General features: G+C 38.1%; 11 protein-coding genes and 2 rRNA genes. 9 read left to right on the forward strand and 4 right to left on the reverse strand.

Annotated elements, in window-relative coordinates; translation table 11 throughout:
* Positions 1–12 precede the first annotated feature (12 nt).
* Both K5783_RS02490 and K5783_RS02495 read left to right on the forward strand, forming a co-directional pair.
* Positions 13–1,483 (forward strand): 16S ribosomal RNA (locus K5783_RS02490).
* Between the two features lie 146 nt (positions 1,484–1,629).
* Positions 1,630–4,626 (forward strand): 23S ribosomal RNA (locus tag K5783_RS02495).
* The 16S and 23S rRNA genes sit together here, the layout of an rRNA operon.
* 457 nt (positions 4,627–5,083) lie before the next feature.
* Here the strand turns inward: K5783_RS02495 and K5783_RS02500 are convergent.
* The gene (locus tag K5783_RS02500) at positions 5,084–5,257 is read right to left on the reverse strand and encodes a hypothetical protein (RefSeq protein WP_297471976.1); all 174 of its coding nucleotides are present in this window, start codon (positions 5,255–5,257) and stop codon (positions 5,084–5,086) included.
* A gap of 436 nt (positions 5,258–5,693) precedes the next feature.
* On the opposite strand from K5783_RS02500, the gene K5783_RS02505 reads away from it, so the two are divergent.
* Positions 5,694–6,818, forward strand: a complete 1,125-nt coding sequence (locus K5783_RS02505) for a PAS domain-containing sensor histidine kinase (protein WP_297471977.1) — start codon at positions 5,694–5,696, stop codon at positions 6,816–6,818.
* Between the two features lie 160 nt (positions 6,819–6,978).
* Here the strand turns inward: K5783_RS02505 and K5783_RS02510 are convergent, their stop codons facing one another.
* Positions 6,979–7,464: an RDD family protein gene (locus K5783_RS02510; protein WP_297471978.1), complete on the reverse strand. Its 486-nt coding sequence runs from the start codon at positions 7,462–7,464 to the stop codon at positions 6,979–6,981.
* Between the two features lie 97 nt (positions 7,465–7,561).
* On the opposite strand from K5783_RS02510, the gene K5783_RS02515 reads away from it, so the two are divergent.
* Together K5783_RS02515 and K5783_RS02520 are read left to right on the forward strand one after the other, a co-directional pair.
* Positions 7,562–7,693: a hypothetical protein gene (locus K5783_RS02515; protein ID WP_263970077.1), complete on the forward strand. Its 132-nt coding sequence runs from the start codon at positions 7,562–7,564 to the stop codon at positions 7,691–7,693.
* A gap of 29 nt (positions 7,694–7,722) precedes the next feature.
* Positions 7,723–8,568, forward strand: a complete 846-nt coding sequence (locus tag K5783_RS02520) for a class I SAM-dependent methyltransferase (protein ID WP_297471979.1) — start codon at positions 7,723–7,725, stop codon at positions 8,566–8,568.
* Here the strand turns inward: K5783_RS02520 and K5783_RS02525 are convergent, their stop codons facing one another.
* Entirely contained in the window at positions 8,569–9,642 is a 1,074-nt protein-coding gene (locus K5783_RS02525) for a hypothetical protein (protein WP_297472697.1), read from the reverse strand.
* 154 nt (positions 9,643–9,796) lie between these two features.
* Here K5783_RS02525 and K5783_RS02530 point away from each other — a divergent pair, with 154 nt between their 5' ends.
* The 3 genes from K5783_RS02530 to msrA are packed head-to-tail and all read left to right on the forward strand — an operon-like array spanning position 9,797 to position 11,754.
* Entirely contained in the window at positions 9,797–10,180 is a 384-nt protein-coding gene (locus tag K5783_RS02530) for a DUF6659 family protein (protein WP_297471980.1), read from the forward strand.
* Positions 10,181–10,239: 59 nt separating this feature from the next.
* Positions 10,240–11,259, forward strand: a complete 1,020-nt coding sequence (locus K5783_RS02535; RefSeq protein WP_297471981.1) for a hypothetical protein — start codon at positions 10,240–10,242, stop codon at positions 11,257–11,259.
* Positions 11,260–11,298: 39 nt separating this feature from the next.
* Positions 11,299–11,754, forward strand: a complete 456-nt coding sequence (gene msrA / locus K5783_RS02540) for a peptide-methionine (S)-S-oxide reductase MsrA (protein ID WP_297471982.1) — start codon at positions 11,299–11,301, stop codon at positions 11,752–11,754.
* A 2-nt stretch (positions 11,755–11,756) separates the two neighbouring features.
* On the opposite strand, the gene K5783_RS02545 is transcribed toward msrA, so the two are convergent.
* Positions 11,757–12,188 carry a universal stress protein gene (locus K5783_RS02545; RefSeq protein WP_297471983.1) on the reverse strand — a complete coding sequence of 144 codons (432 nt, stop codon included), beginning with the start codon at positions 12,186–12,188 and terminating at the stop codon, positions 11,757–11,759.
* A 125-nt stretch (positions 12,189–12,313) separates the two neighbouring features.
* Between K5783_RS02545 and K5783_RS02550 the strand changes: the two genes are divergently transcribed.
* Positions 12,314–13,105, forward strand: a complete 792-nt coding sequence (locus K5783_RS02550) for an alpha/beta hydrolase (RefSeq protein WP_297471984.1) — start codon at positions 12,314–12,316, stop codon at positions 13,103–13,105.
* Positions 13,106–13,132: the final 27 nt, after the last annotated feature.

A 13,132-nucleotide genomic window follows, 5' to 3' on the forward strand; every position in this document is an offset into this window, starting at 1 on the left:
AATATAATTCAGAATCCGGTTGATCCTGCCGGACCTGACTGCTATCGGATTGATACTAAGCCATGCGAGTCATTGTAGCAATACAAGGCAGACGGCTCAGTAACGCGTAGTCAACCTACCCTATGGACGAGAATAACCTCGGGAAACTGAGAATAATACTCGATAGAACATTATGCCTGGAATGGTTTATGTTTCAAATGATTTATCGCCGTAGGATGGGACTGCGGCCTATCAGTTTGTTGGTGAGGTAATGGCCCACCAAGACTATTACAGGTACGGGCTCTGAGAGGAGTAGCCCGGAGATGGGTACTGAGACACGGACCCAGGCCCTATGGGGCGCAGCAGGCGAGAAAACTTTGCAATGTGCGAAAGCACGACAAGGTTAATCCGAGTGGTTTCTGCTAAAGGAACCTTTTGTCAGTCCTAGAAACACTGATGAATAAGGGGTGGGCAAGTTCTGGTGTCAGCCGCCGCGGTAAAACCAGCACCTCAAGTGGTCAGGATGATTATTGGGCCTAAAGCATCCGTAGCCGGCTCTGTAAGTTTTCGGTTAAATCTGTACGCTCAACGTACAGGCTGCCGGGAATACTGCAGAGCTAGGGAGTGGGAGAGGTAGACGGTACTCGGTAGGAAGGGGTAAAATCCTTTGATCTATTGATGACCACCTGTGGCGAAGGCGGTCTACCAGAACACGTCCGACGGTGAGGGATGAAAGCTGGGGGAGCAAACCGGATTAGATACCCGGGTAGTCCCAGCTGTAAACTATGCAAACTCAGTGATGCATTGGCTTGTGGCCAATGCAGTGCTGCAGGGAAGCCGTTAAGTTTGCCGCCTGGGAAGTACGTACGCAAGTATGAAACTTAAAGGAATTGGCGGGGGAGCACCACAAGGGGTGAAGCCTGCGGTTCAATTGGAGTCAACGCCAGAAATCTTACCCGGAGAGACAGCAGAATGAAGGTCAAGCTGAAGACTTTACCAGACAAGCTGAGAGGTGGTGCATGGCCGTCGCCAGCTCGTGCCGTGAGATGTCCTGTTAAGTCAGGTAACGAGCGAGATCCCTGCCTCTAGTTGCCACCATTACTCTCAGGAGTAGTGGGGCGAATTAGCGGGACCGCCGCAGTTAATGCGGAGGAAGGAAGGGGCCACGGCAGGTCAGTATGCCCCGAAACTCTGGGGCCACACGCGGGCTGCAATGGTAATGACAATGGGTTCCAAATCCGAAAGGAGGAGGTAATCCCCAAACATTACCACAGTTATGACTGAGGGCTGCAACTCGCCCTCACGAATATGGAATCCCTAGTAACTGCGTGTCATTATCGCGCGGTGAATACGTCCCTGCTCCTTGCACACACCGCCCGTCGTTTCATTGAAGTGAGCTTTTAGCGAGGTGACGTCTGATTGGCGTTATCGAACTCGAGGTTCGTGACAAGGGAAAAGTCGTAACAAGGTGACCGTAGGGGAACCTGCGGTCGGATCACCTCCTTAGACATGGAAAGTGTACGGATGCACTAATCTTCACATCAAATCATCGATGCAATGCATCACGAAAGTGATGTATGAAGGATGTAGCAGGTCTCTGCCAGGAGCTTGCAATGATCGTCGTGCATAGTCGTGTAATATGTGGCTGAATTTGCCGATGTAAAGACGGCAATAGGTGGATTGCTAGGCTTGAGGAGAGAAGAAGGACGTGGCAAGCTGCGATAAGCTCGGGGTAGGCGCACGCATCCTATGATCCCGAGATGTCCGAATGAGAATCTTACACATTTGTGTATTCCAGTACACTAGTATTGGAAGTCGAACCGTGGGAATTGAAGCATCTTAGTACCACGTGGAAAAGAAATCAATTGAGATTTCCCAAGTAGAGGCGATCGAAAAGGAAAGAGCCCAAACTGAATCCTTCGGGAGATGTGGTGTTTTGGTATGATAATATGGAATCTTGGAGCACAGCTGAAATGATCTGAAAAGTTCTGGCATAGAGGGTGATACCCCCTTAAGCGAAGTGTGAATAGTCCTATTCATACCCGAGTAGTTGTCCTTGGTAGTGGGCAATGAATATGGGTGAAAGTAGCATCCGAGGCTAAATATCTCTCAAGACCGATAGTGGACTAGTACCGTGAGGGAAAGCTGAAAAGTACCCCGGAAGGGGGGCGAAAAGTGCATGAAACCTATTGCTTACAGACGTGCGTGGCATGAAAGGTGATTTTTTCAGATTGGAGATTCTAGCAATAGAGTTGAAGATTTGATGTTCAAATCATCAGTGTCACGCGTTCCGTCTCGAAACACGGGCCAAGGAGCTAACCGTTATGGCAAGCTTAAACCTGTAAAGGTGTATGCGAAGGGAAACCGAGTTCTCGCAGCTTCGCAAGAAGTCAGGAGAAGCGTGTGAAAGTGCGTAGAGTCATAGCGGCTAGGCTAGAAGCCAGTCGATCTATTCCTGAGCTAGACGAAGGCGGGCGAAAGCCCGCTGGAGGTCTTAAGACGTTCTGACGTGCAAATCGTTGTTGTGACTTGGGAATAGGGGTCAAAAACCAATCTAGACTGGCGCTCGCTAGTTCCAACCGAAGCGTCTCGCAGGGCGTGCTTTGTGGAGATAGTGTTTCCGGTAGAGCACTGATAGAGAGGCGCGGGGGAGAAATCCCTCACCTCTCATTCAAACTCCGAACGGATACACATCGTAGAAGCAAGGACACGGGTTCATGTGGCGTAAGGCTCATGACCGAAAGGGGTTTAACCCAGACTGAAGTTAAGGTCCCCAAATCTTTGCTAAGTGTCAAGCTAAAGAGCGTATTCTCGCCAAGACAGCAGGGAGGTAAGCTCAGAAGCAGCTATCCTTTAAAAAGTGTGTAACAACTTACCTGCCGAGGGGGGATGCCTCAAAAACGGACGGGGCTAAAGCAAAGTACCGATACTTTAGATAATCATCAGTGGATGATTCGTGGTAGGTTGGCGTAGTGATTGGGTCGAAGCAGGGCGGTGACGTCCTGTGGACCGGTTTCTATTGCAGATCTTGGCGGCAGTAACAGCATAGTATAGTGAGAATCTATACCACCGCAAGCGTAAGGGTTTCCAGGCAATGCGTTATCAGCCTGGAGGTAGTCGATCCTAAGGTTTGCCTCAAAAGAGTAAATCGAATGGGAAACTAGTTAATATTCTAGTACCTTACATGGAGCGTTTGAGCTATATGGTTAGCTTCCGGATAGGGGTTGTACAATCATCGTTGTATCTAACTATTCAAGGATTGGGGAGTGTCGTAATGACGAGAACCAGTCCGAGGTAGGAATGGCTTCGCGTTAGCGAAGTTTCCTCGAGTCCAGGAGACCATGAAAGACTGTGTAGTTAGCAAAATGTAAGTTCGTACCCAGAACCGACACAGGTGCGCTGGCTTAGAAAGCTAAGGTGCTACGGGTATACCGTATGGCGAGGGAATTCGGCAAATTAGTCCTGTAGCTTAGGTATAAGGGATGCCTGCGGTCTTCATGAGGAATGGGGACCGCAGGTTGCAATGACAAGGGGGTTTCGACTGTTTAATAAAAACACAGGCGACTGCTAGTCCGAAAGGATTTGTATAGTCGCTGAATCCTGGCCGGTGCCGGTACCTAAAACTTGGGTTCAACCGAGCTAAGGGCCGGTTAACGCCGGGAGTAACTCTGACTCTCTTAAGGTAGCCAAATGCCTTGTCGGGTAAGTTCCGACGCGCATGAATGGAACAACGAGAGCCCCACTGTCCCCGCCTACAACCCGGTGAAGCCACATAAGGTGGACGAACAGTCCATCAACTTCCATCGGGGAGAGAAGACCCCGTGGAGTTTTACTGCAGCTTGTGCTTGTGGTATAGTAAGAATTGCACAGGGTATCTGGGAGCCATGCTTAACATTCCCCGGGATGTTAAGAAGCAACGATGTAACACCAGACTCTTTTTGCAGTACCACTTATCCAGTGAAGACCGGAGACACGTGCAGGTGGGCAGTTCGGCTGGGGCGGCACCCCTTTGAAAAGATATCAAAGGGGCCCAAAGTTGAGTTCAAACGGGGCAGAAATCCGTTGAAGAGGGCAAAGCCAAAAACTCGACTGAATGGATTTCCAAACGCACGGAATTCATAGACGAAAGTCTGGCTTAGCGATCCTTCGTGTGCCCACTATTGGGGCCCGGAGGTGACAGAAAAATTACCCCAGGGATAACAGGCTCGTCGCGGGCGAGAGCTCCTATCGACCCCGCGGTTTGGTACCTCGATGTCGGCTTTTCCTATCCTGGTCCTGCAGCAGGGGCCAAGGGTGAGGCTGCTCGCCTATTAAAAGGGAACATGAGCTGGGTTTAGACCGTCGTGAGACAGGTCGGTCTCTGCCTGATGGAAGCGCGAATAACTGAGGGGAAGTTGCTCCGAGTACGAGAGGAACAGAGCAGCGTGGCCACTGGTTTACCGGTTGTCTGATAAGGCAGGCCGGGCAGCTAAGCCATTTAGGCTAAGTGCTGAAAGCATCTAAGCACGAATCCTATCCCGAGACAAGTTATTCTTTCGTAAGATGAAGGTCGGCAGCAGAATACTGCGTTGATAGGAAGGTGGTGTGGATCACAAGCTTCGGCGAGTGGTGAGCCAGCCTTTACTAATAGACCAACACATCGGTTCAGCCACTTACATAGAGACTATGCGCGATGAATCATTTCATTCATCAAGTGGAAAAATATACACGACTTGTACGATGATTTTATTTTTAATCATTCTTTAGCTAATGCTATAGATTTTTTTATATGATTATAAATTTCCTAGTGGATACTATACACGACAAAAAAATTATTTCCTGGCAACATCAATTTTCATTCAGATTATCAAATTCATTATTTGTTGTGGATGATTGAATTTTGAATAAATTTTATTCCTAAATTTGAAGTAAAATTTGCAAACAATGCTTTGTTGGAAAGATACTGGATTGATTAATTCTTCAGTTTCTATCCCTCCAAATATTTTTTGACAATTTCTTTCTGAGTTGATTTTTTCTCATCCTTTACACTATACAAGTATGTTAAAAATAATCCATTGATGTTAAATGGAATATTTTTTCAATAAGTGTATTATTTCTTTTCTGATCAAATTTGTTTTTCTATATTTTTAATACAATCATGACAAATTACAGACTTGTCTGATAAATCTCGTATAATGTCCTTGTTCTGAAATTCTGAGTCATATGTAGCACCAATGACTGTTTTGTTTGTCCATACCTGATAATCTTCTTTCTTTTTACCACAAACAAAACAATTCACACGTCTTTTACAAAAAGAACAAACTTAAGGGTTTGCTAAAGTTTTGGCAAATTTCCTGATTTATCTAAATTTGATTTACAAACTTTGCAATACAACCTAACTTCTGTTGATGGAAATTCAATTCCGCAATTTTTACAAATGTAAAATTTTCGCTCACTCACAAATTTCTAACAAAACGAATGAACTTAAGCTTATGGATAGTTTCAAAAAATATGTTCTAATTGTAATTTTTTTATGTTCTCTAAATTATCTCGTTTGTAGAAAATAGTATTCCTAATCTGAGGGACTTCTATGCTGATTCAATTCCTGCTCCTGTCATAATATTTTTAAAAAGAATTGGCGTATTTGGCATGCCTATAATATACTACTATTTACTCTGTTATCGAAAATAACACACAAGCGCTTGTATTATATCAAATGATAAATCTGAATATATATGGGTCTTACATCATCATTAAAAAAATTAAATTTGAATTTGTCTGATTTGGAAGAAATTCTTACAGATCATTCTATTGCTACAGTTACTGACAATGAAGGGACTATTGTGTATGCAAACAAAAAATTTTGTGAAATATCAAAATATTCTGAAGACGAATTATTGGGGCAAAACCATAGGTTATTGAAATCTGGTAAACATTCCGACCAATTTTACAATGAATTGTGGACTACAATATCTAAGGGGAAAAATTGGAATGGTGAAATAAAGAATCGTGCAAAAGATGGTTCATTTTATTGGGTTAAAACTACAATTATTCCAATTATGGATTCTCAAAAAAATATAAAATATTATGTTGCGATCAGAACTGATATTACTAGAGAAAAACAAATGCAAGAAAAACTCTCACATGCTGAAAAGCAACTAGCGCAACAAAATCTTTCACTTGCAGCTAAAGTTGCAATGAAAAGTTCTGACATCGTGAAGAACGAACGACTAGCAACAATAGGAACTATGGCAAGCAGGATTGCTCATGACCTGAAAAATCCCTTGACAATATTGCATACATATGCTGATATGTTAACACCTGAGATTCTCTCAAAACTGGATTCTAAAGATAAAGAAAAATGGTTTCGATTACAAAACTCCATCTTTGATATGCATAGAATAATAGATGATGTTTTAGATTTTGCCAGAACCAGTGAAATAAACAAGAAAAAAGTTCCATTTTTGAGTATTCTGAGATTGTCTATGAATCATGTGCGTTCCTCTTATGGTATTATAATCAAATTGCCTGAGAATGATGTGACTTTGAACTGCGATCGTAGAAAGATTGAAGGTGTAATGTCTAATTTGATCAATAATGCAGTTCATGCATTAGACGGCCAGGGTGAAATTGATATTTCATTATCTTTGGATTCTGAATTTGTTACTATCAAAGTAAAGGATTCGGGTCCTGGAATTCCTGATGAAAACATGGAAAAAATCTTTGAACCAATGTTTACAACAAAAAATACTGGTACTGGCCTAGGGTTAGTAATTTGTAAAAGCATAGTTGAACAACATGGTGGAAACATATCTGTTAGTAATAATCCTACAACTTTTACCATAAAATTACCTCTTTAGATGAATTATTCTTCCAATTCTATGTCGTTTTGAAGTTCTTTTGGCAATCCTGCCCACCATTCTTTATGATTATCAGACATCAAGCAAAATATTTTAAAACTTGCTAATAGATCTGTTGGTTAAATCTTCAAAGTAATTATTCAAGAAAATCTGACAAAATTTAATCTTTCAAATATTTGATATCTGAAATATCATCCACATCTTTGATTTTTACAACCAATGTGTCTCCTAGTTTATTGAAAATTCTTTGACGTTTCTCATTGGTCAAAAACCATCCTAAAACTACGTCTATTGGAAGCAAAAATGCTTTACCGAAACTACTGATCAATATGCCTTTCAAACTTGGCCTTTCTCCAATAATGTTAACTGTTTTTAAATTCATGATTTTTTTCCCAACTGTTTGACCTATTTTGTATTCTAACACAGTCCAATACACAAAAAATAAAATACTGGTTGGAATGTATTGTATGTTTTCCATCCAAAATGAATTTTCTTCAAACTCATAATCTAATGAACCGAATGAAACAAAAATTAGAACCGTTGAAATACTTGAAACAATGATAAAATCAATTAACCACGCAAAAAATCTGTCTGCCCATTTTGCAATAATTATCTTTGATGATCCTTCTGAATTTGATTCATCCATAATTTCAATATTCAACTCAAATTAATAAAATGTGTTAATCACTAGCTAATATCTATTCCAACATAGATAATTTATTCTGGAATACTGATGGATATCTATGAAAGCAAAATTTGCTACATCATGTAGCTCCTGTGGGGATAAAATTCAACCAGGAAAAGAGATCTCAAAAAACAAAGATGATATTTGGGTTCATAAGCACTGTGCTGAGGATTCAGAAGGATTGCCCTAGAAATTAATACCCCTCAATTTTAAATAAATTTGAAATTATTTTTGATATCGATTAATCCTTTTCATGCATTACTCTGGACATTTCGAAGAAATGAAAAAGATGTTGTCAATCTTTACAACACTCTTTCACCAGTCATGCAGATAGCAACAGGTGGCTCTATGCTTAATTTTGGTTATTGGTCATCATGTAATGCAGATCCTATTTCAGCTCAAAATAATCTGTGTTTGATTTTTGGAGATTTAGCTGAATTGTCTTCTGCAAAACATGTGGTAGATGTTGGAAGTGGTTTGTCTGCTCCATCAAAATTATGGGGAGATGTTTTTCCAAATTTGGAGTTGTATGATATAAACATTAATTTCAACCAACTAATTTCTTCTGGAACACAAAAAAACATAGAGTTCTTAAACGCTACTTCTACAAAATTACCCTTTGCTAATAATTCTGTTGATCGTGTATTGGCATTGGAATCTGCACAACACTTCCGTCCTTTATCTGATTTTATCTGTGAATCAAAAAGAATATTGAGCACATCTGGATTACTTGTAATTGCAATTCCTATAACAACTGGAAATTCATCATTTGGAAAATTAGGAGTTTTGAAATTTACTTGGTCCTCTGAACACTACAGTTTGGATTATTTGAAAAATCTACTTATAGACACTGGATTTTCAATTTCTGATGAACTATACATTGGTTCTGATGTTTATCCTCCTCTAACGAATTATTATCTTGAAAATAGAGAACGATTGAAAAAATTGATTTTAGAAAATTATCCCAAATATGTCGAACAAATTCTTTTCAAATCTCTTTTAAAAATGAGACAAGCATCTGAAGACAAAATAATTGATTATGTTTTATTAAAATGTCATATGTAGTTATACTTTGATGATGTTTCGAGAAATTAGATTTTCAATAGCTCGCAAATACTCTTCTTCTGGAATTCTTTCATCTAGTAACCATACTGTTGTTTTTTTCAACCATTCTGGAATTTTTATTTGATGTTCCTCTATGTTATATTTGGAATCAAAAAAGTTAGTATCTGTAATTTTCGTTTTCTCCCCTACTGATAACACAGTTGTTTCATGATGCTCATACAGAAATACTAGTCCTGTATTTTTGTCAATCACTTTGGTATTCTGACCAGTTGTATCCGTTGCATACCATGATTGTTTCATCTGATTTTCAAAAATATGGGTGGTCTCACTTACAATTTTTAAATTATTTGAAATCTTGTCTCCCAAACTAATCTGAGTTGGAACGACAAATTCGTAATATTCACAACATTCATCGTTTTTGATAAGCCCATTTTTCTCTAATGTGATTTCTTCTTTTATTTTTCCCTCATCAGAAATTTTTTCTACAGTTAATGTGATTTCTTCATTGATAATTGATTTTACTGTGTGTTTAATTGTTGAGATGTTTCCAAACTTATCAAAATGGGAATACTTGATAAAATCTCCTTCTTTCAAACATATTTCATTTCCATCACAATTTTTTTCAATAAAATCTAATTTTAAAATTCCTGCTTCTAACATTGTTCTAACAACGTATGCAAAACCAGCATCTTGATTTTCTCCATTGACCCATAATCTTGCCTCTCTTTTTGCCCAATCAGGAATTATATCTGAAATAACTATGTGTCTATCTTTGATGTAACTTGAATCTCCCAGATATTTTTCAATTTCAGCAATTAATACAATATTTCTTGCCTCGTGAGTACTATTCCATGCCACATGATTGTATAAAATTGCGCATGCTCTAAGATTTGGAAACTGTGGATGCTGTAACGTTAAATCATAAATGCCAAGTAATTGGTATTCTTCATAAAAAAACTCACAAAATTTTAAAATATCTTCTGTGGTGGTTATCTCAAAATCAGGTGTGTGGGCAAAAGCACTTTGAGCATTAAAACTAAAAATTATAAAAATTCCTAAAATTCCCCAAATCACTGTTTTCAATAATGAACTATCTCTTACTTTTGCTTATTAATTCCATGTAAAAAATTCTTAAACATGAAGACCAATTTGGAATTTTGTTGTGGTCTGGTTTAAGTTTCTTGAAATTGACTAGGTTTTTATTTTTGATGTCTTAACTAATATTACAATGTTAAAACCTGATGTTGCTTTGAAATTATATAGTGAAAAATGTGATGAATTGCTTCATGAAAAGGAGATTAGATTTGCAGGCATTGTTGATAAAGATGGCCAACTGATAGCTGGTGGATTTAAGGAAGGACTTGTTCCTCACGAAGGTGATGAGACGAGATTGCAGTCTTTTCTGGAGTTTGTTTCAAAAGCATCTATTCGTAAAGAATATGATGAAAGTTTGGGACCAATTAATTATCTTGCAGCCCGACGTGACAAGGCAGTTTTGGTAAGCTTTCCGTTCCCGATCACACAAATTCTTTTGTTAATTTCAGCTGAACCTACTGCTAATATTGAAACTTTGGCAAAAAAAGTCGTTGAAATATTCACCGACGTTACTTAAAACTGCCATCTATATCTGTAGAATTGTTTAATTATCTCTGATCGAATCATCATTCAAATATGAAATATTTTTTTATATTATTTTTATTACTATTACTTGCACCGCTTGGTTTGACTTCCACACATGCAACTGTGAATAATTTCACTACTGATAAAACACTGTATTATCTGGGCGACTCTATGAGAATCTCTGGAAATGTTGATGTTGATCCTGCAATTCCAACAATTATAGTTCAAATTATCACTCCTAGCGGAAGTGGTTTGGCTCATATTGACAGCATCATCCCAAAATCTGATGGTACTTTCACAAAAACTATTCACACGGGTGGTCCAACTTGGAATGAAAATGGAGAATACGTCATAAAAATCTCATATGGTGGAAATCTTGAAAAATCGATTGATTATGAAAATACATCAAGCAGTTCTCAATCAACCGTGTCTCAATCAAACCCTTTGCCTCCATCACCTGAACAAAAATCTGATGATGTATCTGATGATGTATCTGATGTTTCCTTTACAGAAAACCCTAAAATGAGAATTTTGGGATTTCCTGCTTTTGATAAATCTCCACAATACTATATTGACAGATATAACACTGAACCTCAATACCGCTCTTGGTTTGATTCACAATTCCCATTTTACGAAATTTATGATGTTGTAGGTTACAGCCCTACTCATATTGAAAATTTTCCCTCTCATGATAAATCTCCACAATACTATATTGACAGATATAACACTGAACCTCAATACCGCTCTTGGTTTGATTCACAATTTCCTGAAAAAACAATTTATGACGTATTGGGATTTTCTACAAATATTCCAGACTGGATTAAGACATATGCTAAAAATTGGGCTACTGGAGAAATATCTGATTCAGAATTCATGACTGGATTAGATTTTATGTTACAAAATAAAATAATTGTAATTCCAAACATCGATTATGCCTATTCTACATTTGACAATGTACCTTCGTGGTTTAGAAATATTTCTCATTGGTGGGCAAATGATTTAATCTCTCAACAAGAATTTATCAATTCAATCAAATTCCTTATTCAAAATGATATCATCATAATTGAATAGTTTAGAATGGTTTTAATTCTATGATAAATAAAAAATAATATGAAAGCAACATTTGGTGCTGGGTGTTTTTGGCATGTCGAAGATTTGTTTAATAAAACTAAAGGGATCAAGTCTACACATGTGGGATATATTGGAGGTCAACTACCTAATCCAACTTATGAAGAAGTATGTACTGATCAAACAGGGCATGCAGAAGCTGTTGAAGTAGAATTTGATCCAGATGAAATATCTTATGAAGACCTTTTAGATGTGTTTTGGAATAATCATAATCCTACCACTTTGAATCGTCAGGGGCCTGATGTTGGACATCAATACCGTTCAGCAATTTTTGTTCATGATGAAGAACAAAAAAAAATTGCAGAAAAATCAAAACAGGATCTTGAAAAATCAGGTAGGTTTGAAAACCCTATTGTAACTGAAATTGTTCCGGCTCCCACGTTTTACAAAGCTGAAGAATACCATCAAAAATATTTCAAAAAACACGGATTTTCTTAAAATTATTTTACTATTACAACCGGAATTTTGGACGTATGAATCACATAGTTTGATGTACTTCCAAAAAACATTTCTTTAGCTGAACTTCTTCCACGTGATCCCATGACTATCATGTCGAATTTTTCTTTACCGTGTGCCAATTTGATGATGTTGTATCCTGTTTCTCCTCTCATTATTTTTTCTTTGAATACTATTCCGTTCTGTGCTGCTAAAACTTTGGCATCTTCCATAATTTTCTTCACTTCTCTATTTAGAGCCTTTTCAACTGAGCCTACCCCTCTAAATTCCGAATGAGGTGGTGCATAAATAGAATAAACTCCAGTAATAATTGCACCACTTTGTCTGGCCAAAGTAATCGCCATCTCCAATCCTCTAATTGAGTTTTTTGAACCGTCTAACGGTACTAAAATTTTTGAAATTTTCTTTTGTATCACATAGAATCAAATATTTTTGAACTTAAAAAAGCTAATCAATATCATGTATTTCAAATTTAAATCCTAAAAAGCACATGATCGCAATTTTCATTAAATTTATCTAGTGATTTTAATGAGCTACGACAGTGGAGGAAAAATTTCTTCAAATTGATGAAAATAAGATTCGGTATCTAGAATCTGGAGATTCTCAAAAAATTCTTGTTCTTGTTCATGGTTTGGGAGCATCAGCTGAACGATGGAATAAAGTCATTCCAATTTTTGCAAAAAACTACCGTGTATTGGTTCCTGATTTAATTGGATTTGGTTATAGTGATAAGCCTTTGGTAGATTATACTCCTATTTTTTTTTCAGATTTTTTAAAAAAATTTTTTAATGCAACAAACATCGATCGCGCAAGTATAGTGGGTTCTTCATTAGGAGGACAAATATCTGCCGAATTTACAATATCTCATCCTCAGAATGTTGAGAAACTGATTCTTACATCTCCATCAGGAGTCCTGGATCATTCTACTCCCGCGCTTGATGCATACATAATGGCTGCATTATATCCAAATGAAATAAATGCAAAAAAAGCATTTGAACTAATGGAGGGCTCTGGTGAAGAAGTTCCTGAAGATGTTGTTAATGGCTTTATAGAGCGAATGAAATTACCTAATGCAAAACTAGCTTTCATGTCTACTATTTTGGGATTGAAAAATTCCAAACTGGCTACTTCGAAACTCGAATCTATAACTAACCCTACTCTAGTTATTTGGGGGGTCGATGATCCAGTTATTCCGATAGAAAATTCTGATGTTTTTGTTTCTAAAATTCAAGGATGCCGCCTTTTTAAAATAGATAAATGTGGTCACACTCCATACGTGCAAAAACCCGATATTTTTTCTAACAAAGTTTTAGAGTTTTTAGCCGATCCTTAGATCATTTAAATATGAGTTATTTCCAAT

The sequence above is a fragment of the Nitrosopumilus sp. genome (assembly GCF_025699125.1).
Taxonomy (GTDB): Archaea; Thermoproteota; Nitrososphaeria; order Nitrososphaerales; family Nitrosopumilaceae; genus Nitrosopumilus.

What these genes read in the sequence shown, in the direction of transcription:
- K5783_RS02505 (WP_297471977.1), top strand. Translation starts at nt 5,694, where the DNA reads ATGGGTCTTACATCATCATTAAAAAAATTAAATTTGAATTTGTCTGAT.
- K5783_RS02510 (WP_297471978.1), bottom strand. Translation starts at nt 7,464, where the DNA reads ATGGATGAATCAAATTCAGAAGGATCATCAAAGATAATTATTGCAAAA.
- K5783_RS02515 (WP_263970077.1), top strand. Translation starts at nt 7,562, where the DNA reads ATGAAAGCAAAATTTGCTACATCATGTAGCTCCTGTGGGGATAAAATT.
- K5783_RS02530 (WP_297471980.1), top strand. Translation starts at nt 9,797, where the DNA reads ATGTTAAAACCTGATGTTGCTTTGAAATTATATAGTGAAAAATGTGAT.
- K5783_RS02535 (WP_297471981.1), top strand. Translation starts at nt 10,240, where the DNA reads ATGAAATATTTTTTTATATTATTTTTATTACTATTACTTGCACCGCTT.
- msrA (WP_297471982.1), top strand. Translation starts at nt 11,299, where the DNA reads ATGAAAGCAACATTTGGTGCTGGGTGTTTTTGGCATGTCGAAGATTTG.